The sequence below is a fragment of the Ruania suaedae genome (genome assembly GCF_021049265.1).
Classification (GTDB): domain Bacteria; phylum Actinomycetota; class Actinomycetes; order Actinomycetales; family Beutenbergiaceae; genus Ruania; species Ruania suaedae.
Genome location: NZ_CP088018.1, coordinates 2,492,477 through 2,516,138, shown reverse-complemented (window position 1 = coordinate 2,516,138; position 23,662 = coordinate 2,492,477). Strand labels below are relative to the sequence as shown.

Sequence of the window (23,662 nt, the reverse complement as noted above, 5' to 3'; positions counted from 1 at the left end):
GACTGTGACTGAAGATCTCGTGAAGGAGACCATGAACGACGGCGCCCCCGCCACCCTCCGGGTGGCCGTGCTCGGATGCGGAGTGGTCGGGACCGAGGTGGTCCGCCGCCTCGTGACGAGTGCCCCCGAGCTCCACGCACGCACCGGCACCCGGCTGGACCTGGTGGGTATCGGCGTGCGCTCGACCGCCACACCGCGCGCCGAGGTCGTCCCGGCCCACCTGCTCACCGAGGATCTGCACGCCCTGGTCACCGGCGCCGATATCGTGATCGAGTTGCTGGGTGGCATCGAACCCGCCCGGGCCCTGATCCGCGAGGCACTCGCTGCCGGAGCGAGCGTGGTGACGGCCAACAAAGCCCTGCTCGCCCAGCACGGTTCGGAGCTGTACGAAGCCGCCGATGCCGCCCGCGTCGACCTCTTCTACGAGGCCGCCGTCGCCGGTGCGGTCCCGGTGGTGCGCGGAGTGCGCGAGTCCCTCGCCGGGGACCGCATCACCCGCGTGCTCGGCATCGTCAACGGCACCACGAACTACATCCTGGACGAGATGACCTCCGGCGGGCTGGACTTCGGGAAGGCCCTGGCCCAGGCGCAGGAGCTCGGCTACGCCGAGGCGGACCCGACGGCCGACGTCGAGGGCCTGGACGCCGCGGCGAAGGCCACCATCCTCGCCTCGCTCGCGTTCCACTCCCGCACCCGGCTCGAGGACGTTCCCGTCCAGGGCATCACCTCCATCAGCCCGGAGGACATCGCCTCGGCCGCCCAGACCGGGCACGTGATCAAGCTCCTCGCGATCGCCGAGCAGGGCAGCTACGACGGCGTGGGCGGCCTGGCCGTGCGCGTGCACCCCGCGCTGGTCCCGGTCGATCACCCGCTGGCGAGCGTGCGCGGCCCCTACAACGCCGTGTTCGTGGAGGCCGAGGCCGCCGGCACGCTGATGTTCTACGGGGCCGGTGCCGGGGGAGAGGCGACTTCGAGTGCGGTGCTGGGGGACGTCGTCGCCGCGGCGCGTCATCGCGTGAACGGGGGCAAGGCGCCCTCGGAGTCCGCGCACGCGGCACTGCCGCCGATGCCCGCCCAGGCGGTCACCACCCGGTACCAGATGCGCCTGGACGTGCTCGACGTGCCCGGTGTGCTCGCCGAGATCGCCGCGGTGGTCGCCGCGCACGGGGTCTCGATCGAGACCGTGCGCCAGGGGATGCGCGACCCCGAGGAGGGGGCCGCGCTCGTGATCGTCACGCACTCGGCCAGCGAATCGGCCCTGGCCGCCACCGTGGCCGACCTGGATACCCTCGACGTCGTCGAACGGATCACCTCGATCCTGCGTGTGGAAGGAACCTGATGGCCAAGCCGTGGCGCGGCGTGATCGCCGAGTACGCCGACAAGCTCCCGATCGAGGACGGCGATCCCGTCGTGACGCTGGGCGAGGGAGGGACACCGCTCGTCCCGGCGCCGTCCCTCTCGGCCGCCACCGGAGCGCAGGTCTACCTCAAGGTCGAGGGGGCCAACCCCACCGGGTCCTTCAAGGACCGGGGAATGACGATGGCCATGAGCAAGGTGGCCGGGACCGGCACCGAGGTGGTCGTGTGCGCCTCGACCGGCAACACCTCCGCCTCGGCCGCGGCGTACGCCGTCCGGGCGGGCCTGGGATGCGCGGTGGTGCTCCCGCAGGGCAAGATCGCCGCCGGCAAGATCGCCCAGGCGATCGTGCACGGCGCCACCCTGCTCGCCGTGGACGGCAACTTCGACGACTGCCTGCGGATCGTGCGCGAGCTCGCCGAGGCCTACCCGGTCGCGCTGGTGAACTCGGTCAACCCGTACCGGCTGCAGGGGCAGAAGACGGCCGCCTTCGAGGTGGTCGACGCCCTCGGTGACGCACCGGCGATCCACGTGCTGCCCGTCGGCAACGCCGGCAACATCGCGGCCTACTGGATGGGCTACCGGGAGTATGCCGCGGACGGCCTCGCCACCCGCACACCCCAGATGTGGGGGGTGCAGGCCGATGGCGCCGCCCCGCTGGTGAAGGGAGAGCCGGTGGAGTTCCCCGAGACCGTGGCCACGGCGATCCGGATCGGCAACCCCGCCTCCTGGCAGCTGGCCGTGGCCGCCCGGGACGACTCCGGGGGCCGGATCGACGCCGTCACCGACGCACAGATCCTCGATGCCCAGGCCATGATCGCCTCGCAGGTGGGGGTCTTCGTGGAGCCGGCCTCCGCCGCCGGGGTCGCCGGTCTGCTGGCCCGGGCCGAGGCCGGGGAGGTACCCGAGGGAGCCACCATCGTCTGCACCGTCACCGGCAACGGCCTCAAGGACACCGCCACGGCGCTGGGGGAGCGCTCGGTCGATCCCCAGGTGATCGGAACCGACGTCGCGGACGCGGCCCGCGCGCTCGGCCTGCACTGACATGCGACTGGTCCGCGACGAGGTCCGGGTGCAGGTGCCGGCCACCAGCGCCAACCTGGGGCCCGGCTTCGACTCCTTCGGCCTGGCGCACGCCCTCCACGACCGGGTGCGCGTGCGCGCCACCGCCGGCCGTACGGAGGTTCGCGTCTTCGGTGAGGGAGCGGGGGAGGTGCCCGGCGGCGACGATCACCTCGTCGTGCGCGCCCTGCGCGCAGGCCTGGACCACGCCGGGGCCCCGCAGGCCGGGTTCTCGCTGGACTGCGAGAACGCGATCCCGCACGGGCGCGGACTCGGCTCCAGCGCCGCCGCTGTCGTAGCCGGTCTGGTGGCGGCGCGCGGACTGATCAGCGAGCCCGAGGCCCTGGACGATCATGTCCTGCTCCAGCTCGCGACGGAGTTCGAGGGACATCCCGACAACGCGGCTCCGGCGCTGCTCGGTGGGGCGACCGTCGCCTGGATGAACGGGCGCGAGGCGCACGCGGCCCGGATCGAGGTCGATCCCCGCATCGCCGTCACCGTGCTGATTCCCACCGAACGCCTGCCGACGAGCCGGGCCCGTGCCGCGCTACCGGCCACCGTGGCCCACGCCGATGCCGCCTTCAATGCCGGTCGCGCCGGACTGCTCACGCTTGCCCTGAGCTCCCGCCCGGATCTGCTGCTGCCGGCGACGGCCGATCGGCTGCACCAGGCACAGCGCGCCGACGCGATGATGGCCAGCATCGCCCTGGTGGGCCGGTTGCGTGAGGCGGGCCATCCGGCCGTCGTCTCGGGCGCGGGTCCGACGGTGCTCGTGCTCGCCGACCTCGGCGGTGAGGTGGTCGCCGGCCTGGGGCCGGAGTGGACCGTGCGCCGTCCGGCGATCGATGCCGACGGAGCCCGCACGATCCCGACCCACGCCGAGGCACAGCGGGCGAGCGGGCAGCACTGACGGGCCACGTCCTCGTCGCAGCCGCGGTGCTAGGCTGAGCGGGCATACCGAGTCTGGGCCCCGGCCCGGTCGGTCGTGCCCGTCCACGTGCGGCGTTGCCGCGGGCGTGGCCCCCCATCCGTACCGGCCCGTCGTGGCCGATGTCATCCGGCGCACCGGACACCTCTGATCGGGTACGCGTCGAGAGAAGGAATCTCGTGTCAGACCCCACCCCCACGTCCACCGGCGGCCGCAGCGGCGCGCTGTCCACGCTGCGGCTGGCCGAGCTGCAGGCGCTCGCGGCCGAGATGGGCATCGCCGGTACCGGCCGGATGCGCAAGAGCGACCTGGTCGCGGCCATCCGGGAGGCGCGCGGTGGCGCGCGCGCCGCCGTGGACCGGGCCCCCAAGGAGCAGGCACCGAAGGAGCAGGCCGTCAAGGAGCAGGCACCGAAGGAGCAGGCCGTCAAGGAGCAGGCACCGAAGGAGCAGGCCGCCAAGGAGCAGGCACCCAAGGAGCAGGCGCCGCGGAGCCAGCGCCGCAAGGACCAGGGGCGACCGGACCGGACGCAGCAGACCCGGGGTGCGAGCGATCAGCCGGCGGGCGGCCAGGACGTCGCCGGGCAGGACGCGGGCGGGCAGGACGCGGGCGGTCAGGACGGCGGGCAACGCCGGAACCGGCGCGCTCGTTCGTCCGGTCGTCAGGAGCAGCTCGAGCTGCCCGAGTCGAACCGGTCCGGCGGCGAGTCCTCCCGCACGCCGTCCCTGGACGACATCCGCCTGCCGGAGGGCCGGCGGCCCGACGGCCAGGAGGAGCAGAACTCCCCGGCGCAGGGCTCGGCCGGTCGGGACTCCCAGCGCAGTGACCGCAGTGACCGCAGTGACCGTAACGACCGTAACGATGCCGAGGACGACCGCTCCGGGCGCCGTCGGCGGGGGCGCGACCGCTACCGCGACCGCAAGCGCCGGGGGCGTGGCCCGGAGCCGGTCGAGGAGGACGTCGAGGTCAACGAGGACGACGTGCTGCTCCCCGTGGGCGGCATCCTCGACGTGCTCGACAACTACGCCTTCGTCCGCACCAGCGGGTACCTGCCCGGATCCAACGACGTCTACGTCTCCCTGGGACAGGTCAAGAAGTACGGGCTGCGCCGCGGTGACGCGATCCTCGGCGCCGTCCGCCAGCCCCAGGAGGGTGAGAACAACCAGCGCCAGAAGTACAACGCGCTGGTGCGTCTGGACCAGGTCAACGGCGTGCCGCTGGAGGAGGTCGGGACCCGTCCGGACTTCTCGAAGCTGACGCCGCTCTACCCGCAGGAGCGGCTGCGGCTGGAGCGCGACAGCAAGGACCTCACCACCCGGATCGTCGATCTCGTCGCCCCGATCGGCAAGGGGCAGCGCGGCCTGATCGTCGCCCCGCCGAAGGCAGGGAAGACGATCGTGATGCAGCACATCGCGAACGCCATCACCGCCAACAACCCCGATGTGCACCTGATGGTCGTCCTCGTGGACGAACGGCCCGAAGAGGTCACCGACATGGAGCGCACGGTCTCCGGTGAGGTGATCGCCTCGACCTTCGACCGCCCCGCCTCCGATCACACCATCGTGGCCGAGTTGGCGATTGAGCGCGCCAAGCGCCTCGTCGAGCTCGGTCAGGACGTGGTGGTGCTGCTGGACTCGCTCACCCGGCTCTCCCGGGCCTACAACCTCGCGGCGCCGGCCTCGGGCCGGATCCTCTCCGGTGGGGTGGACGCCTCGGCGCTGTACCCGCCGAAGAAGTTCTTCGGCGCGGCGCGCAACATCGAGCACGGCGGGTCGCTGACCATCCTCGCCTCGGCGCTGGTGGAGACCGGCTCCAAGATGGACGAGGTGATCTTCGAGGAGTTCAAGGGCACGGGGAACATGGAGTTGCGGCTCTCGCGTCACCTGGCCGACAAGCGCATCTTCCCCGCCGTGGACGTCAACATGTCCGGGACCCGCCGTGAGGAGCTGCTGGCCTCGGCCGAGGAGCTGGCGATCATCTTCAAGCTGCGGCGGCTGCTGGGCTCGCTCGACCAGCAGCAGGCGATCGAACTGATCCAGTCCAAGCTGCGCAGCACCGCCTCGAACGCCGAGTTCCTGCTCACGGTCAACAAGACCACGCCCACGCACGACTAGCGGTCCGGCGCAGGATCACGATCGGCGTCGAGGGAAGGTCACAGATGAGCGAGGAGTTCGTCGCGGTGGATCCGCTGCTCGCGGAGTACACCGAGATCGAGGCTGCCCTGGCGGACCCGCAGGTGCACGCCGACCAGGCGCGCGCCCGCACCCTGGGGCGCCGCTACGCCGAGCTCGGCCGGGTGGTGGGCGCCTACCGGGCCTGGCGGGCTGCGTGCGAGGACGCGGAGGCCGCGGCCGAGCTGGCCGCTGACGACCCGGCCTTCGCCGCCGAGATCGAGCCGTTGCGCGAGGCTGCGGCTGCGGCGTCCGAGACGCTGCGCCGAGTCCTGGTGCCGCGCGACCCCGACGACGGACGCGACGTGATCCTGCAGGTGAAGGCCGGCGAAGGCGGCGAGGAGTCCGCGCTGTTCGCCGCCGACCTGGTGCGCATGTACCAGCGGTTCGCCGAGCGGCAGGGCTGGACGACCCAGCTGCTCGACCACACCCAGTCCGATCTGGGTGGGTACAAGGACGTCTCGCTCGCGGTGAAGTCACGCTCGAACGACCCGGCCGAGGGCGTGTGGGCATCGTTGAAGTACGAGGGCGGGGTACACCGGGTCCAGCGTGTGCCGGTGACGGAGTCACAGGGGCGCATCCACACCTCGGCGGCCGGCGTGCTGGTCTTCCCCGAGGTGGAGGACGCCGGCGAGGTCGAGATCGACCAGAACGACCTGCGCATCGACGTCTTCCGGTCCTCCGGGCCGGGTGGGCAGAGCGTCAACACCACCGACTCGGCCGTGCGGATCACGCACCTGCCCACCGGCATCGTGGTCTCGATGCAGAACGAGAAGTCACAGCTGCAGAACCGGGAGCAGGCCATGCGCGTGCTGCGCGCCCGGCTGCTCGCCGCCCAGCAGGAGGCCGCCGACGCCGAGGCCGCCGAGCTGCGCCGCTCCCAGGTGCGCACCGTGGACCGCTCCGAGCGCATCCGGACCTACAACTTCCCCGAGAACCGCATCGCCGACCACCGCACCGGATACAAGGCCTACAACCTCGACCAGGTCCTCGCCGGCGAGCTCGGCCCGGTGATCGGATCCGCAATCGCGATGGACGAGGCGGAGCGGCTCGCCGGCGCCGGTGAGGTGTGAGCCCGCGACCGGGACCTGCGCCTGCGCTGGCTGACTTGGTCCGAGCCGCCACCGCCGTGCTCGCGGAGGCCGGCGTCGCGTCCCCGCAGGCCGATGCGCTCGCCCTCGCCGAGCACGTGCTGGGCCTGGAGCGACTGGTCCTGGCGACGGCCCCCGAGCCTCCCGCCGACTTCCCGGGGCGGTACGCGCAGGCGGTGGACCGCCGCCGGCGACGCGTGCCGCTGCAGCACATCACCGGCGCGGCGCACTTCCGCTACCTGCGGCTGGAGGTCGGGCCCGGTGTCTTCGTCCCCCGGCCCGAGACCGAGGTGGTGGCCGGCGCGGCGATCGAGGAGGCGTGCACGCGGGCCCGGCCCGTGGTGGTGGACCTGTGCGCGGGCAGCGGTGCGATCGCACTGAGCGTCGCCCGGGAGGTGCACGCGGCGGTGGTCACCGCCGTCGAGCTGGGAGCCGAGCCCGTCGCCACGATCGAGGCGAACGCGCGGCGGCTCGGTCTGTCGGTGCGGGTGGTCCGCGCCGATGCCACCGAACCTGGCACGCTGCGCGAGCTCGACGGGAGGGTCGACGTCGTCGTGGCGAATCCGCCCTACATCCCGCCCGACGCCGTGCCGGTCGATCCCGAGGTGCGCGACCACGATCCCGACCTGGCCCTCTACGGCGGTGGGAGCGACGGTCTCGAGATCCCGCGCGGAGTGCTCGGCCGCGGGATCGCACTGCTGCGCTCGGGTGGACTGCTGGTGATGGAGCACGCGGAGGTGCAGGCGGCCGCCGTCCGGGCTCTGGCCCGCGAGAGTGGCGCGCTCGAGGAGATCAGCACCGGGGTCGATCTGACCGGCCGTGACCGGATGCTGGTGGCGCGGCGCCGGTAGGTTCGCTCCTCAGCGCTGCAGGCGGTGCCGGGTGATCATCGTCGCCACGTACCAGCCCAGCCCGACACCGGCGAGGTCGGCCACGACATCGGCCACGTCCCCGGTGCGCCCGGGCAGCACCAGGTGCTGGACGAGCTCGCTGACGCCCGCGTGCACGGCCAGGACGGCCGCGAGCGGGACGCCCGGCAGCCGCAGCAGCCGTCCGGTGAGCATCACCAGGGCGAACACGAGCACGTGGACTGCCTTGTCCGCGCCGGGCGGGCCGGATGGTCCGCCGGGGGTGGTCGGCAGGTAGAGGGCTACGAGGTGGATCCCGACCGCGCCGGCGAAGGCCAGGCGCAGCACCCAGGTGCTCGCGGAGGCCGGCTGCCTCGGGGTCGGGTCCGGCGCCTCGCGGCGGGAGTGGGGGGATTCGGGCACGGCGACAGCCTGCCATGTGCGTGTCCCGTGCCGGGGCGTGACAGACTCTGACCTCGTGAGCGAGGTACACCTGAGGGACTGTTCAGACGCCGGTTCGCGAGCCGGCCATCTCGATGCCGCCGTCTCCACGCTGGCGAGCGGCCAGCTCGTCGTGCTGCCGACCGACACGGTCTACGGCGTCGCTGCCGACGCCTTCACGCCGAAGGCGGTCGCGTCGCTGCTGCGCGCGAAGGGCCGGGGCCGGCAGATGCCTCCGCCGGTGCTGATCGGGGACGTCCGCACGCTGGACGGGCTGGCGACCGAGATCCCGCCGGCCGTGCGGGACCTGGTCGCCGAGTTCTGGCCCGGACCGTTGACGATCATCCTCACCGCGCAACCGAGCCTGCACTGGGACCTGGGGGAGACCCACGGCACCGTGGCACTGCGCATGCCCGACGACGAGGTGGCGCTGGCGCTGCTGCGACGCACCGGTCCGCTCGCGGTCTCCAGCGCGAACAAGACGGGCCAGGACTCGGCCACCACCTGTGCCGTCGCCGCCCAGCAGCTCGGCCGGTCCGTGAAGGTCTACCTCGACGGCGGAGCGACCCCTGGTCCGGTGCCGTCCACCATCGTTGACGCGACCGGGGCGCAGTTGCGGATCGTGCGCGAGGGGGCGCTCACCGCCGAGGAGCTCGGCTCGATCGCTCCCGAGCTGCTGCCGGAGAACCAGCCACACGACGAGGTCGAGGCCGAGCCGGAGGCCGGCACGGCTGAGCACGACTCCGCCCCGGACGAGGCCGGCGACGGTGTCAGTGGCAGCGCCGACGACGAGCGCGGTGGTGCTGCCCAGCCGTGAGGGTCTACCTGCTGGTGCTCGCCGTCGCGGCGGTCGTCACCTACCTGACCACGCCGCTGGCCCGCCGGCTGGCGCAGCGGGTCGGTGCGGTCACGGCAGTACGGGCCCGCGACGTGCACACGGTGCCCACGCCCCGGCTCGGCGGTGTGGCGATGGTCGGTGGGCTCGGCTGCGCGCTGCTGTTCGCCTCGCGCACCGAGTTCCTCGGCCCGGTCTTCGACGACACGTTGCCCTGGGCCATCCTCGTGTGCGCGGCCGCGCTGTGCCTGCTCGGCGTGGCGGACGACATCTGGGACCTGGACTGGATCACCAAGCTCATCGGGCAGGTGCTGGTGGCCGGTGTGCTCGCCTGGCAGGGGGTGGCGCTGGTGACGCTGCCGATCTTCGGCCTGACGATCGGGTCCGGCCGGCTGATCCTGTTCGCCACGGTGCTGGTGGTGGTGGTGGCCATCAACGCCGTCAACTGGGTCGACGGGCTCGATGGGCTCGCTGCCGGGGTGATCGCCATCGGTGGCAGCGCGTTCTTCGTCTACACCTACCTGCTGACCAGGAACAACAATCCGACGGACTACTCCGACCTGGCCACCGTGGTGATCGCGGCCCTCGTGGGGGCCTGCCTCGGGTTCCTTCCCCACAACTTCCACCCGGCCCGCATCTTCATGGGTGACTCCGGCGCCATGCCGCTGGGGATGACGATCGCGGCGGCCGCCATCGTGGTGACCGGCCAGATCGACCCGGCCGTGCTCGAGTCCCGGCAGGCTCTGCCGGCGTTCGTGCCGATCGTGCTCCCGGTCGCAGTGCTGCTGCTGCCGCTGCTCGATGTGGCGATCACGAGTGTGCGGCGGTTGCTCAAGGGCAAGTCGCCCTTCCACGCCGACCGCACCCACCTGCACCACAAGCTGCTCGACCTCGGGCACTCCCACCGCCGGGCAGTGGCGATCATGTACGCCTGGACCACGGTGGTCTCCTTCTCCGCGGCCGCGCTGGTCGTCTTCCCGGTCCGGCAGGTGCTGATCGGGGCCGTGATTGGTGCGGCGCTCGCCACGGTGATTACGGTGGTGCCCATCCCGACGCCGTCGTTCATGAAACAGCGTACGGTCGGCCGCCGCTCGAGCTGAAGGACACCACCGTGCCCGAACCTGCGTTCCTCAACGACCGCTACATCCGCACCGATGCGGTGCTCGCGCTGATCCGGACCGTGCTGCGGCGACTGCTGCTCGCCTCCGCCGCCATCGCCGTGCTGTCCGTGCTCGTCGGTCTGCTCGTGGCCGGTCTGCCCGGGGTGTGGGCGGGCCTTCTCGCCGCCGGGATCTCGCTGGTGTTCACCGCCACCACGGTCCTGGGGCTCCACCTGGTGGCCGGGCGGGGCCCGGAACTGCTCCAGATCGTGCTGCTGGGCGGGTGGCTGGTGAAGATGGCACTGCTGGCCGTCGCGCTGTTGTGGCTGCGTGACCAGGACTTCTACCACCGTGGCGTCTTCCTCGGCACCCTGTTCGTCGCGGTCATCGCCGCCGTGCTCGTCGAGCTGATCACGATCGCCTCCTCGAAGGTGCCCTATGTCACCCCGCAGACCCAGGTCACGCCCGAGCCGGGCGATGGCCCCGAGGGCGACTCACCCGACCGCGGCGAGGCGGACCAGCCTTCACAGGAGCGTCACGATCCACGTGCGTGATCAGGTAGGCTGACCGCAGTCACTTCCAGCCCACCTGAGTTCGATTTCTGCGGTGTTGCCCGGAGCCGGTCAGCACCACGTCGAGCTCGATGTTCCTGGGGAGTTCACCCTGTCCACCGCAGCGATCGCCGTGCCCATCCGTGCCGAGGGCGAAGACGACGGCGGCTTCCACGCCCCCGGCATGGAGGAGTTCTTCCCCGGTGCCATCTTCGGTAGCACCGAGCTGAGCTCGTTCTTCGGTTTCGACCGGATCATGCTGGTCCGGCTCGTCGTCGTGGTCGTGCTGTTGCTCCTGCTGTGGCTGGCCACGCGGCGCGCGTCCCTGATCCCTGGTCGCGGCCAGAGCCTGGTCGAGCTGGGTGTCGGCTTCGTGCGTCACCAGATCGCCGAGCAGATCATGGGCAAGGAGCGCGCCCGGCCGCACCTGGCGATGCTCACCACGATCTTCTTCACGGTGCTGGCGATGAATCTCGCCGGCGTCGTCCCGTTCCTGAACATCGGCGGCACCTCCCGCGTGGGTCTGCCGCTGGTGCTGGCGCTGTGGGTGTTCATCGCCTACCTGGCCGCCGGTGTCCGTGCGCACGGGATCGGCAAGTACCTGAAGTCCCAGCTCTTCCCCGCGGGCGTGCCGTGGCCGGCATACTTCCTGATCACCCCGATCGAGATCCTGCAGGTCTTCGTCCTGCGCCCGGCCACGCTCACCCTGCGTCTGCTGGCCAACATGATGGCCGGCCACCTGATGCTCGTGCTGTGCTTCTCCGCCACGCACTTCCTGCTGCTCGAGGGCGGCGGGCTCATCAAGGTCACCGGGCTGCTGGCTCTCGGCGGCGGCCTGTTCATCACCCTGTTCGAGGTCTTCGTCTCCGTCCTCCAGGCCTACATCTTCACCCTGCTCTCCGCGATCTACCTGAACTTCGCCCTCGAAGAGGAGCACTGACCCCCGCACGGGGGCAGGCCCGCGGACCACACACTCACCCGTAGCACCCATCACCCGACGCTCGACGTGAGCGCCAAAGGAAGGAAACATCGTGGAAGGTAACATCGCGACCATCGGTTACGGTCTCGCCACTCTCGGCCCGGGCGTCGGCCTCGGCCTGATGATCGGCCAGACCCAGGCCGCCACGGCTCGTCAGCCCGAGGTTGCCGGGCGTCTGTTCACGAACATGATGATCGGTGCGGCCCTCATCGAGGTGCTCGGTCTGCTCGGCCTCGTCGCCGGGCTCATGTTCTGATCGACCCCTGACACTCGGCGTTGGGAGCCATCATGTTCACCGCAAGCGAGACGCCCATGCCGCTGCTGCCGGCCGGCTACGACATCATCTGGTCGCTCGTCGTCACGGTCATCATCGCGTTCTTCTTCTTCCGGTACCTGCTGCCGAAGCTGAACGCGATCCTCGACGAGCGTGCCGCGAAGATCGAGGGTGGGCTGCAGCTGGCTGAGCAGGCCAAGGCCGAGGCCGCCGAGTCGCGGGCCGAGGTCGAGCGCGAGCTCGTCGCCGCCCGCAAGCAGGCGGCCGGTATCCGGGAGGAAGCCACGGCGGACGGCGCCCAGATCGTCGCCGAGGCCAAGAGCAAGGCCCAGGCGGAGGCGAACCGCATCGCGGAGAACGCTCAGCGCCAGATCGAGGCCGAGCGCCAGTCGGCGATCGTGTCCTTGCGTTCGGAGGTGGGGGAGCTGGCCACCGAGCTCGCCTCACGCATCGTCGGGGAGTCCCTCGCCGATGACGCCCGGCAGTCGCGCGTCATCGACCGCTTCCTCGCCGAGCTCGACAGCACCGTCGACGAGCCCGTCGCGGCTGGTTCACCGGCCACGCCGAACGCGTCCTCGCCGCAGTCGGAGGCGTGATGCGGGCGAACAGCCAGGCCACCACCGATGCCGCTCGTGAGCGTTTCGAGCCCGTGCTGCGTGCGGCTGGTGCGGGGGCGGACCAGTACGGCAGTGAGTTGTTCGCCGTCGTGGACGTGCTCGACTCGGCGGCAGGTCTGCGCCGTGCGGTGACCGATCCCTCCCGCGAGGGTTCGGACAAGGCCGCGGTGATGACCGATGTCTTCGGCGGCAAGGTCAGTGAACAGGTCAGCGACCTGCTCGCGGGTCTGGCCCGTGGGCGCTGGTCGGCCGACGCCGACATCTCCGACGCCACCGAGATCGTCGGTACCGACGCCGTCCTGGCCAGTGCGGAGGCGGCCGGGACGTTGCTCGAGGTGGAGACCCAGCTGTTCTCGGTCATCCGCCTGCTCGCGGACAACCGCGAGCTGCGCCTGGCGCTGTCGGACAAGTCACGAACCCTGGCCGAGCGCACCGCACTGCTCTCCTCCCTCGTCCGGGGCAAGGTCGAGCCGCAGACTGCCGCGCTGCTCTCGCGCGCGATCGGTAACCGCCGGTCCACGACGCTCACGGCCGGACTGGTCCGGCTCAACGAGGCGGCGGCGGCCCGTCGGCAGCAGCTCGTGGCCACGGTCACTGCGGCCGTGCCGCTCACCGCCGCGCAGCGCGAGAAGCTGAGTGGCATCCTCGAGCGTGCCTACGGGCGCGCCGTCCAGTTGAACGTGGCCGTGGAGCCCGACGTCGTAGGCGGCGTCCGGATCCAGATCGGCGACCAGGTCGTGGACTCGACCACGCTCACCCGCCTCGACGAGGCCCGCCGGCGTCTCGTCGGCTGACCCGCCCCATCGCTGAAGAACGAACCGATCGCCACCGTTCGGCGGTCTAAGGAGAAGGACGCACAAGATGGCTGAACTGACGATCAAGCCCGAGGAGATCCGGGCTGCGCTGGACAGCTTCGTGAACTCCTACGAGCCGTCCGCGAGCGCGGCGGAGGAGGTCGGCACCGTCACCCTGGCGGCCGACGGTATCGCGGAGGTCGAAGGTCTGCCCGGCGTGATGGCGAATGAGCTGCTCACGTTCGAGGACGGCACGCTGGGCCTGGCCCTGAACCTCGACGTGCGCTCGATCGGTGTCGTGGTGCTGGGTGAGTTCCAGGGAATCGAGCAGGGCCAGAGCGTGCGCCGTACCGGCGAGGTGCTCTCGGTCGCCGTCGGTGACGGTTACCTCGGCCGCGTCGTGGACCCGCTCGGCAGCCCCATCGACGGGCTCGGCGAGATCGCGACCGAGGGCCGGCGCGCCCTCGAGCTCCAGGCCGCCGGCGTGATGGAGCGCAAGAGCGTCCACGAGCCGCTGCAGACCGGTCTGAAGAGCATCGACGCGATGATCCCGGTGGGCCGCGGTCAGCGTCAGCTGATCATCGGTGACCGCCAGACCGGCAAGACCGCGATCGCGCTCGACGCGATCATCAACCAGAAGGCCAACTGGGAGAGCGGGGACCCGGACAAGCAGGTCCGCTGCATCTATGTGGCCATCGGTCAGAAGGGCTCGACCATCGCCTCCGTGCGCGGGGCGCTGGAGGAGGCCGGGGCGCTGGACTACACCACGATCGTGGCCGCTCCCGCCTCGGACGCGGCCGGCTTCAAGTACATCGCCCCCTACACCGGCTCGGCCATCGGCCAGCACTGGATGTACCAGGGCAAGCACGTGCTCATCGTCTTCGACGACCTGTCCAAGCAGGCCGAGGCCTACCGTGCGGTCTCGCTGCTGCTGCGCCGCCCGCCGGGCCGTGAGGCCTACCCGGGTGACGTGTTCTACCTGCACTCCCGTCTGCTCGAGCGTTGCGCGAAGCTCTCCGACGAGCTCGGTGCCGGCTCGATGACCGGCCTTCCGCTCATCGAGACCAAGGCCAACGACGTCTCGGCCTACATCCCGACGAACGTCATCTCGATCACCGACGGGCAGATCTTCCTCCAGTCCGATCTGTTCAACTCGGGCCAGCGCCCCGCCGTCGACGTGGGTATATCGGTCTCCCGCGTGGGTGGTGACGCGCAGATCAAGGCGATGAAGAAGGTCGCCGGAACGCTGAAGATCGACCTCGCGCAGTACCGCTCGCTCGAGGCGTTCGCGATGTTCGCCTCCGACCTGGACCCGGCCTCGCGCCGTCAGCTCACCCGTGGTGCACGGCTGATGGAGCTGCTCAAGCAGCCGCAGTACTCCCCGATGGATGCCGAGGACCAGGTCGTCTCGATCTGGGCCGGCACCAACGGCTACTTCGACGACGTCGAGCTCAGTGACGTGCGCCGGTTCGAGTCCGAGCTGCTCGATCACGTCCGGCGCCACACCGGCGTGCTGGACACGATCCGCTCGACCGGCAAGTTCGAGGACGAGACCGCCGACGAGCTGCGCACCGCCGTCGAGAAGTTCCGCGAGAGCTTCCTCGGGTCCGAGCCCTCCGCCCCCGTGGGCGACGAGGTGGACGACTCCGAGGACGTGGACATCGACCAGGAGCAGATCGTCCGGCAGAAGCGGGGCTGAGCATGGGCGCCCAGCAGCGGATCTACAAGCAGAGGATCAGGTCCACCCAGACCCTCAAGAAGATGTTCCGCGCCATGGAGCTCATCGCCGCCTCCCGGATCGGCAAGGCGCGCGACCGCGCCGTCAAGGCGAGCCCCTATGCGCGGGCCATCACGCGGGCGGTCTCGGCCGTGGCCACCCACACCGACATCGAGCACCCGCTCACCTCCGAGCGCACCGACACCAACCGCGCGGCAGTGCTCGTGGTGACGGCCGACCGTGGCCAGGCCGGTGCGTACTCGGCGTCGGTGCTGCGCGAGGCCGAGCGGTTGCGGATGCAGCTGGAGGAGGAGGGCAAGGAGGTCGCCCTCTACGTCACCGGACGCCGGGGCGTGAGCTTCTACCAGTTCCGCCGCCGGGAGATCGTCAGGAGCTGGACCGGCAACTCCGACAGCCCGGATCTGGAGACAGCCGAGGAGATCGGCACCACGCTGCTCGAGGCGTTCCAGGCGCCGGCCGATCAGGGCGGGGTGGCCGAGCTGCACGTGGTGTTCACGCAGTTCAGGTCGATGGTCTCCCAGGAGCCGCAGGTCATCCGGTTGCTCCCGCTCGAGGTGGTCGACGGCGTCGCCCCTGCCGGGGAGAAGACGTTGCCGCTGTACGAGTTCGAGCCCTCCCCGGAGGCCGTGCTCGATGCGCTCCTGCCGCGCTACATCCGCAGCAGGCTCTTCAATGCGCTGCTGCAGGCCGCCGCCTCCGAGCTGGCGGCGCGGCAGCGGGCGATGAACACGGCGACCAAGAACGCCGAGGACATCATCAGAAAGTACACGCGGCTTGCCAACCAGGCGCGGCAGGCCGAGATCACCCAGGAGATCAGCGAGATCGTCTCGGGTTCCGACGCCCTGGCCGCCAGCTGAGCACCCACCCACACGAAGGAACGCACTCACATGACTGCTACCGCATCCGAGGCACCGGCCAGCGGCGCCGGCGAGCCGGGCGTGGGCCGGATCGCCCGCGTGATCGGCCCCGTGCTGGACATCGAGTTCCCGCCGGACGCCATCCCGGAGATGTACAACGCCCTCACCACCCGGGTGGACCTGCCCGGGCAGGACGCCTATGACATGACGCTTGAGGTCGCCCAGCACCTGGGTGACAACATGGTGCGTGCCATCGCGCTCAAGCCCACCGACGGGCTCGTGCGTGGCGGTGAGGTGAAGGACACCGGTGCGCCGATCTCGGTGCCGGTCGGGGACGTCACCAAGGGCAAGGTCTTCAACGTGACCGGTGACGCTCTCAACCTCGCCGAGGGCGAGACCCTCGAGGTGACCGAGCGCTGGCCGATCCACCGCACCCCGCCGAAGTTCGACCAGCTCGAGTCCAAGACGCAGATGTTCGAGACCGGCATCAAGTCGATCGACCTGCTCACCCCGTACGTGCAGGGTGGCAAGATCGGTCTCTTCGGTGGCGCCGGTGTGGGCAAGACGGTGCTCATCCAGGAGATGATCTACCGCGTGGCCGCCGACCACGGTGGTGTGTCGGTGTTCGCAGGCGTGGGTGAGCGCACCCGTGAGGGCGGCGACCTCATCGACGAGATGGACGAGGCCGGGGTCTTCGACAAGACCGCCCTCGTCTTCGGTCAGATGGACGAGCCGCCGGGCACGCGTTTGCGGGTGGCGCTGTCGGCGCTGACGATGGCGGAGTACTTCCGTGACGTGCAGAAGCAGGACGTGCTGCTGTTCATCGACAACATCTTCCGCTTCACCCAGGCCGGCCAGGAGGTCTCCACGCTGCTGGGCCGCATGCCCTCGGCCGTGGGCTACCAGCCCACGCTGGCCGACGAGATGGGTCTGCTGCAGGAGCGCATCACTTCCACGCGCGGTCACTCGATCACCTCGCTGCAGGCGATCTATGTGCCGGCGGACGACTACACCGACCCGGCCCCGGCAACGACGTTCGCCCACCTCGACGCCACGACCGAGCTCTCCCGTGAGATCGCCTCGCGTGGTCTGTACCCGGCGATCGACCCGCTGGCCTCCACCTCCCGGATCCTGGACCCGCAGTACGTGGGGGAGGAGCACTACCGGGTGGCGAACCAGGTCAAGGCGATCCTGCAGAAGAACAAGGAACTGCAGGACATCATCGCGATCCTCGGTATCGATGAGCTGTCCGAAGAGGACAAGGTCACCGTGAACCGGGCCCGCCGGATCGAGCAGTTCCTCTCGCAGAACACCTACATGGCCGAGAAGTTCACCGGCGTGAAGGGATCGACGGTGCCGCTGAGCGAGACCATCGAGGCCTTCAGCAAGATCGCCGGCGGCGAGTTCGACCACGTGCCCGAGCAGGCCTTCTTCAACATCGGTGGGCTCGAGGACCTCGAGCGCAACGCGCAGAGGCTCAGCGACGAGGGCTGAGACCACTCACGACGAACGAAGGAGGCGGCGTGCCGCTGAAGGTGGAGATGGTCTCGGCCGACCGCACCTGGTGGTCGGGCGAGGCGCAGAGCGTCGGCGCACCCGCCGCCGACGGTGACCTGGGGATCCTCCCGGGCCACCAGCCGGTGCTGGCGGTCTTGCGTGCCGGCACGGTGCGGGTACGCCCGGCCGAGGGCGAGCCCGTGACCATGGACGTCAGCGGGGGCTTCCTCTCGGTGGACTCCGACGACGTCACGATCGTCGTGGACCCCAGCACGTCGGAGGACGCTGCCGGCGTAGGCGAGAGCTGAGGGCCGCATGAGGGTGGCCGTCATCGCCGTCGTCGTGGTGATGATTGCTGCCCTCGTGCTCGCCGCCCTGTTCTTCTGGCGCCTGCACGCGCTCGGCCGTCGTGTCGGCTCCTTCGAGTGCTCGGTGCACGGCGGTTCCCGCTGGGTGTCCGGGATCGCCGACTACACACGGGACCACCTCGACTTCTACGAGGTGGTCTCGTTGTCGTTGCGCCCCTCCCGGCGCTGGGCGCGGCGTGAGCTGGACATGATCGCCAGGCGCCGCCGGCAGGTGCACGGCCACCCCGAACCGGTCAGTGAGGCGCGGTGCTCCTATCGCGGTGAGGAGTTCGTGCTCTCGGCCCCGGACGGAGCCCTCGACGGGCTGCGTTCCTGGCTGGAGGCTGCACCTCCGGACCACACGACGTCCCGTATCGTGTAGGCGTGAGGATCGTCGTTGCCGCCTGCTCGGTGGACTACTCCGGCCGGCTGACCGCGCATCTACCGCTGGCGCCTCGGGTGCTGATGATCAAGGCCGACGGCTCGGTCCTGGTCCACTCCGACGGCGGCTCCTACAAGCCGCTGAACTGGATGACCCCGCCCTGCAGTGTCACCGAGTCCGAGCCGACCCCGGACCAGCGCGAGGAGGGTGTTAGCGCGGTCTGGACGGTGCAGAACAGCAAGTCCGACGACCGGCTGGTCATCTCCCTGCACCAGGTCGAGGCCGACCACCAGTTCGAGCTGGGTGTGGACCCGGGCCTGGTCAAGGACGGGGTCGAGGCGCACCTGCAGAAGCTGCTCGCCGAGCAGATCGCGCTGCTCGGCGACGGGCACGCGCTGGTGCGGCGCGAGTACCCGACCGCGATCGGGCCGGTCGACATCCTCGCCCGGGGTGCCGGTGGGCACGTGGCGGTGGAGATCAAGCGCCGGGGGGACATCGACGGGGTCGAGCAGCTGACCAGGTACCTCGAGCTGCTCAACCGTGACCCGCTGCTGGCCCCGGTGGCGGGCGTGTTCGCCGCACAGGAGATCAAGCCTCAGGCCCGGGTGCTGGCCACCGACCGGGGGATCCGGTGCCTGGTGCTCGACTACGACGCGATGCGCGGGATCGACGACGTCGACTCCCGCCTGTTCTGAAAGGGAACCCGCCATGGTGCAGGCAGTACGCGGGCGTGTGCTCACGCCCGAGCAGGAGATCGGCGACGGCGTCGTGTGCTGGGAGGGGGAGCGGCTCACCTTCGTCGGGGCCGCCGAGCAGGCGCCCACCGATGTGGCCGCCCACCTCGATCCCGCGCCGGATCAGCTCGTGCTGCCCGGGCTCGTGGACGTGCACAACCACGGCGGTGGCGGGGTGAGCATCCCCGCGGTCGAGAGCGGCGCGGAGGCGATGGGTGCGGTGCTCGAGCACCGCCGTCACGGGACCACCCGGATGCTGGCGTCGCTGGTGACGGCCTCCCCGGAGGTCCTCCTGGCCCGCACGGCCGTGCTCGCCGAGCTGGCCGAGTCCGGTGAGATCGAGGGCATCCACTCCGAGGGCCCGTTCCTGGCGTCGGCGCGCTGTGGCGCGCAGGACCCCGCGTTCCTGAGCGACGGCGACCCCGCCCTGGTGAGGCGGATGGCCGCGGCCGCCCGTGGTCACCTGCGCACCATGACCGTGGCCCCCGAGGTCCCCGGCGCCGACGAGGTGCTGGCGGCGCTGCTGGAGGCCGGCGTGCTGCCCTCGATCGGGCACACCGACGCCTCGGCCGCGGACACGCGCGCCGCCGTCGAGCGCATCGTGGGCCGCCTCGCAGGCACGGGGCGCCGTGCCACGGTCACGCACCTGTTCAACGGCATGCGCCCGCTGCACCACCGCGAACCCGGGCCGATCCCGGTGGTGCTGGCCGCCGCCCGCCGGGGGGAGGTCGTGCTGGAGCTGATCGGCGACGGCGTGCACCTGGACCCCGAGCTGGTGCGTGACATCGTCGCCACGGCCGGTGCCGAGAACGTCGCGCTGGTCACCGATGCGATGGCCGCCGCCGGGATGGCGGACGGCGACTACGTGCTCGGCAGCCTGGACGTGCAGGTCGCCGACGGCGTGGCGCGACTGGTCCACGGCGGATCCATCGCCGGCGGGACGGCGCACCTGATCGACGTCGTACGCCTCACCGTGGCCGGGGGAGTCCCGCTCGTGGACGCCGTCCGGGCCGCCTCACTGACCCCGGCCGGGGTGCTGGCCGGCACCGCCGAGGCCCCCGTCGGTGCCCTGCGCGCCGGCTACCGGGCGGACGTGCTGATCACCGATGCCGACCTGCAGGTCCGACGGGTGGTCCGCGATGGCGCCGAGGTCCGGCAGGGATAGTCCGGCCCCGCTCAACCGGCGTGAACACGCCAGGTGGTGCCCGGGGACGTGCGGACGACGGCGACCCCGCCGGGCTGGATCACCAGGCCGCCGTCCGTGGGCCGGTCGGTGAGCAGGTCATGACCGGGACCGGTCACGGTGAGCACCTGGTCGCCGTGGTGCAGGCAGAACACGTAGTCGCCGTTCGCGCCGCGCCGGCGCACCACCTCCAGGCCCGTCCCGACGGCGTCCGGCACCTCGGGCGTGATGCCCTCCGCGGCGCACAGCCGTGACCAGAAGTCATCGCGCGCGTCCTGCCGTAGGCGAGCCGAGAGGTAGGTGCTACGGCCCGTCCCGACGGCGTGGCGTGCGATCGCCGGCAGGCCCGCCAGGTCGCCACTCGCGTAGGCGGCGAGCTCCTGAGCGCCTGTCAGTGTCATGCGTTCGGTCCACTCCTCGACCGTGGAACCGTCCGACAGTGTGACGGTCTCACCGGGCGCGAGTGGCCAGATCTCCTCGACGCGCACCCCGAGCAGCTCCCGGATCCGGCCCGGATAGCCGCCGAGGACGACCCGCTGGTGCTCGTCGGCGATTCCACTGAAGGCGCCGACCACCAGGTGCCCTCCGCTCCTCACGTAGTCCTCCAGCCAGGCGACGGTGGCGTCATCCATGGCGAACAGGCTGGGGACGGCCAGCACCCGGTACCGGGAGGCATCGGCGTCCGGCCGGACGAACTCGGCCGCGATGCCCGCCCGCCACAGCGAGCGGTGCGTGGCGCGGACCTCGGCCGAGTAGTCGAGGGATTCGTTCGGAAGATGGGGCGTCTCCAGCGACCACCAGCCGTTCGCATCCCAGACGATGCCGACCTCGGTCTCGATCAGCGGGCCCTCGGCCGGCGGCTCGGCCACCTCGGCGATCTGCTCGAGCATGCGCCCGAGGGCGACGGTGGCCTCGAATCCGCGGCTCTCGGGACCTGCGTGCGGCACCAGCGCTCCGTGCCAGGACTCGGCACCGGCGGCCGAGGCACGCCACTGGAAGAACAGCGACCCTTGGGAGCCGCGGGCGATGTACCCGAGGGAGTTGCGGATCATCCGATCGGGATCCTTGACGTAGGTGCGGTCGCCCTCGCGGATGCCGACGGCGTTCTGCTCCATCAGCAGCCACGGTCCGCCGGCCCACGAGCGGGTCAGGTCACCGGCGTAGGCCACGTGCGTCTCGCCGTCGGGACCGGTGGTGTCGAGATAGTGGTCGATCGAGATCAGGTCCTGCTGCTCGGCCCACCTCCACTGGTCCAGGTGGTTCCACGTGGGCAGCATGAGGTTCGTGGTCACCGGGGCTGCCGATCCGGCGTCGCGGATCTCGGCCACCTGCTCGGAGTAGGCGGCGAGCATCTCGTCCGAGCAGAACCGCTTGAAGTCGACCACCTGCGCCGGGTTGTGGAGGTACTGGGTCTGCATCGGCGGCAGGATGTCCTCCCACTCGCCGTAGTGCTGGGACCAGAAGGCGGTGTACCACGCGTCGTTCAGCGCCTCGAGGTTTCCGTAGCGTTGCTGCAGCCAGCGGCGGAACGCGGCGGCGGCGTGCGGGCCATGGTCGATGGTGCCGTACTCGTTGTGCACGTGCCAGCCGCGCAGCCGAGGGTGGTGGCCGTACCGATCGGCGAGCATCCGCGCCACGCGCCGGGCAGCGTCCCGGTAGGCCGGGGAGCTGATGGCGTAGGTGTCCCGCGAACCGTGCAGCACCCGGCTGCCGTCCGGGCGCACCGGCAGGGCGTCGGGATGGGCGCGGGTCAGCCACGGGGGAGGGGACGCCGTCGGGGTGGCGAGGAAGAACGAGACGCCGGCCGCGTCGAGGGCGTCGATGACCTCGTCCAGCCAGCCGGTGTCGTACTCGCCCTCGCGGGGCTCGAGCAGAGCCCAGGAGAACACCCCGATGGTGGTGGTGTTCACACCGGCGCGGCGCATCAGCTCCATGTCCTCAGCCCACACCTCGCGGGGCCACTGCTCGGGGTTGTAGTCGCCGCCGAACAGGAAGGACGAGGTGGGGAAGGCGTGCGTGGTCATGATGGGTGCCTCTCGATCGTCTCGTGCGGGCGGTCAGCCCTTGATCCCGCCACTGAGCAGGTCCACCCTCCAGTAGCGCTGCAGTACCAGCATCATCACCACCAGCGGGATGATCGCCACGGCGGCGCCGATGATCGCCAGGCTGTACAGCGATGGGGTGCCCGAACCCTTCGACAGCAGTGTGTACAGGCCCACGGTGAGGGGGTACATCCGCTCGTCGGAGAGCATGATGAACGGCAGCAGGAAATTGTTCCAGATGCTCACGAACTGCAGCAGGAAGATCGTGACCATCCCAGGGATCATCATCGGCAGGGCGATGGCGGTGAAGATCCGGGCGTCGTTCGCGCCGTCGATCCTGGCCGCCTCGATGGTGTCACTCGGCACCGACGATCCGGCGAAGACGCGGGCCAGGTAGATGGCGAACGGTGAGATCAGCGAGGGGAGCAGGACCGACCAGTAGGAGCCGGCCAGCCCGATCTCGGACATCAGCAGGTACTGCGGGATGGCCAGGGTGATCCCGGGCAGCAGCACTCCACCGAGGATCGCGTAGAAGACGAGCTGGCGGCCCGGGAAGCTGTACTTGGCGAGGGCGAAGCCGGCCATGGTGGAGATCAGTGTGCAGGCGAAGGCACCGAAGCCGGCGAAGAGGAGACTGTTGAGGACCCACTGCCCGTACTGTCCGCCGCCGTAGGCGAGCAGATCGCGCACGTTCTCCACCAGTCCCGTTCCCGGGGCGAAGGTGAAGGTGGTGAACAGCTCCGAGTTGGACTTGGTCGAGGCGATCACCACCCAGGCGACCGGTACGAGGCAGTACAGGGCGCCGAGCATCAGCACCAGCGTCGGGAGCACATGACCGCGGCGTCGTGAGCGAGCTGCGGGTGCTGCGGCAGCGGAGACGGGCCGTGCGAGCGTGGTGGTGGCAGTCATCAGGACACTCCCAGGCTGCGCCGCTGGGTCAGGCGCAGCAGCACGACGGACACGACCAGCGTGCCGAGGGCGAGGACCACCGAGGACGCGGCCGCGAGGGACAGGTCGTCCCGGACGAAGGCGTCGCGGTAGATCTTCATCAGCGGCACCCAGGTCTGGGAGATCGAGTTGGTCATCGGCCGCAGCGTGGTGGGTTCGCCGTACACCTGCAGGGTGCCGATGAGGGCAAAGAGGCCGGTCAGGACGAGTGCGGGGCCGACCAGCGGGATCTTGATCCGGTAGGCGATGTGCCACTCGTTGGCACCGTCGAGGCGGGCCGCCTCGTAGACCTCGCCGGGGATCCCCCGCAGCGAGGTGTAGAGGATGATCATGTTGAAGCCGACACCGGTCCAGATCGCGATGTTCGCCACCGAGGGGAACAGCATGCCCCCCTCCACCACCGCAACCGGGTCCAGGCCGAGCCGGCGCAGCAGGTAGTTGAGCGGGCTGGTCGAGGGCAGGTAGAGGAAGCCCCAGAGCAGCGAGGCGATCACACCGGGGACGGCGTACGGGATGAAGATCGCGGTGCGGGCGAACCTGGCGCCGGCCACCCGGGGGAGGTCGAGCAGCAGCGCGAAGGTCAACGCCAGGCCGAGTGTCACCGGGACGGCGATGATGCCGTAGATGGCGAGCCGCCCGAATCCCGCGAGGAACTCCGGGTCGGTGAAGGTGGCCACGTAGTTCTGGAAGCCGACCCAGGTCTCCTCCTGCACCCCGAAGGGCCCGCCGCCGCTGACCCGCAGTCCACGGAAGCTGAGGTAGACCGCGTAGCCGATCGGGATGGCGAGGAAGGCGAGGTACAGCAGACCCGCCGGCAGCAGGAAGCCGTACGGGGCCACCCAGCGCCGCCGGCGGCGCGGTGTCTGTTCGGTGACGGTGCTCATCGG

At 70.7% G+C, this 23,662-nt stretch carries 24 protein-coding genes; 20 read left to right on the top strand and 4 right to left on the bottom strand.

What is annotated here, in order from left to right; translation table 11 throughout:
* Nucleotides 1-31: 31 nt before the first annotated feature.
* From LQF12_RS11565 to prmC, 6 genes are all read left to right on the top strand, one after another.
* The gene (locus LQF12_RS11565; protein ID WP_231055592.1) at nt 32-1,339 is read left to right on the top strand and encodes a homoserine dehydrogenase; all 1,308 of its coding nucleotides are present in this window, start codon (nt 32-34) and stop codon (nt 1,337-1,339) included.
* Nucleotides 1,339-2,400 (top strand): threonine synthase, encoded by a 1,062-nt coding sequence (gene thrC, locus LQF12_RS11560; protein WP_231053086.1) that lies wholly within the window; start codon nt 1,339-1,341, stop codon nt 2,398-2,400. The genes LQF12_RS11565 and thrC overlap by 1 nt, the downstream gene beginning before the upstream one ends.
* A 1-nt stretch (nt 2,401) precedes the next feature.
* The gene (thrB, locus tag LQF12_RS11555; RefSeq protein WP_231053085.1) at nt 2,402-3,328 is read left to right on the top strand and encodes a homoserine kinase; all 927 of its coding nucleotides are present in this window, start codon (nt 2,402-2,404) and stop codon (nt 3,326-3,328) included.
* 197 nt (nt 3,329-3,525) lie between these two features.
* Nucleotides 3,526-5,460, top strand: coding sequence for a transcription termination factor Rho (rho, locus tag LQF12_RS11550; RefSeq protein ID WP_231053084.1), 1,935 nt, complete (start codon nt 3,526-3,528; stop codon nt 5,458-5,460).
* Between the two features lie 44 nt (nt 5,461-5,504).
* Nucleotides 5,505-6,590 (top strand): peptide chain release factor 1, encoded by a 1,086-nt coding sequence (gene prfA, locus LQF12_RS11545; protein ID WP_231053083.1) that lies wholly within the window; start codon nt 5,505-5,507, stop codon nt 6,588-6,590.
* A gap of 35 nt (nt 6,591-6,625) precedes the next feature.
* Nucleotides 6,626-7,459 (top strand): peptide chain release factor N(5)-glutamine methyltransferase, encoded by an 834-nt coding sequence (prmC, locus tag LQF12_RS11540; protein ID WP_231053082.1) that lies wholly within the window; start codon nt 6,626-6,628, stop codon nt 7,457-7,459.
* A gap of 9 nt (nt 7,460-7,468) precedes the next feature.
* Here the strand turns inward: prmC and LQF12_RS11535 are convergent, their stop codons facing one another.
* Nucleotides 7,469-7,879 (bottom strand): VanZ family protein, encoded by a 411-nt coding sequence (locus LQF12_RS11535; RefSeq protein ID WP_231053081.1) that lies wholly within the window; start codon nt 7,877-7,879, stop codon nt 7,469-7,471.
* Nucleotides 7,880-7,934: 55 nt separating this feature from the next.
* Between LQF12_RS11535 and LQF12_RS11530 the strand changes: the two genes are divergently transcribed.
* The 14 genes from LQF12_RS11530 to LQF12_RS11465 all read left to right on the top strand — a co-directional run bounded on the left by LQF12_RS11530 (nt 7,935) and on the right by LQF12_RS11465 (nt 19,767).
* Nucleotides 7,935-8,714, top strand: coding sequence for an L-threonylcarbamoyladenylate synthase (locus tag LQF12_RS11530; protein ID WP_231053080.1), 780 nt, complete (start codon nt 7,935-7,937; stop codon nt 8,712-8,714).
* Nucleotides 8,711-9,832, top strand: a complete 1,122-nt coding sequence (locus LQF12_RS11525; protein ID WP_231053079.1) for an MraY family glycosyltransferase — start codon at nt 8,711-8,713, stop codon at nt 9,830-9,832. The genes LQF12_RS11530 and LQF12_RS11525 overlap by 4 nt, the downstream gene beginning before the upstream one ends.
* 11 nt (nt 9,833-9,843) lie before the next feature.
* Nucleotides 9,844-10,386, top strand: a complete 543-nt coding sequence (locus LQF12_RS11520; RefSeq protein WP_231053078.1) for a Cg1360 family ATP-synthase-associated protein — start codon at nt 9,844-9,846, stop codon at nt 10,384-10,386.
* 52 nt (nt 10,387-10,438) lie between these two features.
* The gene (gene atpB / locus LQF12_RS11515; protein WP_231053077.1) at nt 10,439-11,323 is read left to right on the top strand and encodes a F0F1 ATP synthase subunit A; all 885 of its coding nucleotides are present in this window, start codon (nt 10,439-10,441) and stop codon (nt 11,321-11,323) included.
* A gap of 91 nt (nt 11,324-11,414) precedes the next feature.
* Complete coding sequence (atpE, locus tag LQF12_RS11510; protein ID WP_231053076.1) at nt 11,415-11,618, top strand: ATP synthase F0 subunit C; 204 nt, start codon at nt 11,415-11,417, stop codon at nt 11,616-11,618.
* A 32-nt stretch (nt 11,619-11,650) separates the two neighbouring features.
* On the top strand, nt 11,651-12,232 hold the full coding sequence (locus tag LQF12_RS11505) for a F0F1 ATP synthase subunit B (protein WP_231053075.1): 582 nt from the start codon (nt 11,651-11,653) through the stop codon (nt 12,230-12,232).
* A complete protein-coding gene (locus LQF12_RS11500) occupies nt 12,232-13,047 on the top strand; it encodes a F0F1 ATP synthase subunit delta (RefSeq protein ID WP_231053074.1) in 816 nt (271 codons plus the stop codon). The genes LQF12_RS11505 and LQF12_RS11500 overlap by 1 nt, the downstream gene beginning before the upstream one ends.
* Before the next feature lie 67 nt (nt 13,048-13,114).
* Complete coding sequence (gene atpA, locus LQF12_RS11495) at nt 13,115-14,746, top strand: F0F1 ATP synthase subunit alpha (protein ID WP_231053073.1); 1,632 nt, start codon at nt 13,115-13,117, stop codon at nt 14,744-14,746.
* Between the two features lie 2 nt (nt 14,747-14,748).
* The gene (locus LQF12_RS11490) at nt 14,749-15,642 is read left to right on the top strand and encodes a F0F1 ATP synthase subunit gamma (protein ID WP_231053072.1); all 894 of its coding nucleotides are present in this window, start codon (nt 14,749-14,751) and stop codon (nt 15,640-15,642) included.
* Nucleotides 15,643-15,672: 30 nt separating this feature from the next.
* A complete protein-coding gene (atpD, locus tag LQF12_RS11485) occupies nt 15,673-17,136 on the top strand; it encodes a F0F1 ATP synthase subunit beta (protein WP_231053071.1) in 1,464 nt (487 codons plus the stop codon).
* A 29-nt stretch (nt 17,137-17,165) separates the two neighbouring features.
* Nucleotides 17,166-17,447, top strand: a complete 282-nt coding sequence (locus LQF12_RS11480; RefSeq protein ID WP_231053070.1) for a F0F1 ATP synthase subunit epsilon — start codon at nt 17,166-17,168, stop codon at nt 17,445-17,447.
* A 7-nt stretch (nt 17,448-17,454) separates the two neighbouring features.
* Complete coding sequence (locus LQF12_RS11475) at nt 17,455-17,868, top strand: DUF2550 family protein (RefSeq protein WP_231053069.1); 414 nt, start codon at nt 17,455-17,457, stop codon at nt 17,866-17,868.
* Nucleotides 17,869-17,870: 2 nt separating this feature from the next.
* The gene (nucS, locus tag LQF12_RS11470) at nt 17,871-18,563 is read left to right on the top strand and encodes an endonuclease NucS (protein WP_231053068.1); all 693 of its coding nucleotides are present in this window, start codon (nt 17,871-17,873) and stop codon (nt 18,561-18,563) included.
* A 13-nt stretch (nt 18,564-18,576) separates the two neighbouring features.
* Complete coding sequence (locus tag LQF12_RS11465; RefSeq protein WP_231053067.1) at nt 18,577-19,767, top strand: N-acetylglucosamine-6-phosphate deacetylase; 1,191 nt, start codon at nt 18,577-18,579, stop codon at nt 19,765-19,767.
* 11 nt (nt 19,768-19,778) lie between these two features.
* Here LQF12_RS11465 and LQF12_RS11460 read toward each other — a convergent pair whose 3' ends face one another.
* From LQF12_RS11460 to LQF12_RS11450, 3 genes are read right to left on the bottom strand one after another with little or no spacing between them, the layout of a single operon-like run.
* Nucleotides 19,779-21,809, bottom strand: coding sequence for a beta-galactosidase (locus LQF12_RS11460; protein WP_231053066.1), 2,031 nt, complete (start codon nt 21,807-21,809; stop codon nt 19,779-19,781).
* A gap of 33 nt (nt 21,810-21,842) precedes the next feature.
* Nucleotides 21,843-22,736 (bottom strand): carbohydrate ABC transporter permease, encoded by an 894-nt coding sequence (locus tag LQF12_RS11455; RefSeq protein WP_231053065.1) that lies wholly within the window; start codon nt 22,734-22,736, stop codon nt 21,843-21,845.
* Nucleotides 22,736-23,659, bottom strand: coding sequence for a carbohydrate ABC transporter permease (locus LQF12_RS11450; RefSeq protein WP_231053064.1), 924 nt, complete (start codon nt 23,657-23,659; stop codon nt 22,736-22,738). Before LQF12_RS11450 ends, LQF12_RS11455 begins: the two co-directional genes overlap by 1 nt.
* Nucleotides 23,660-23,662: the final 3 nt, after the last annotated feature.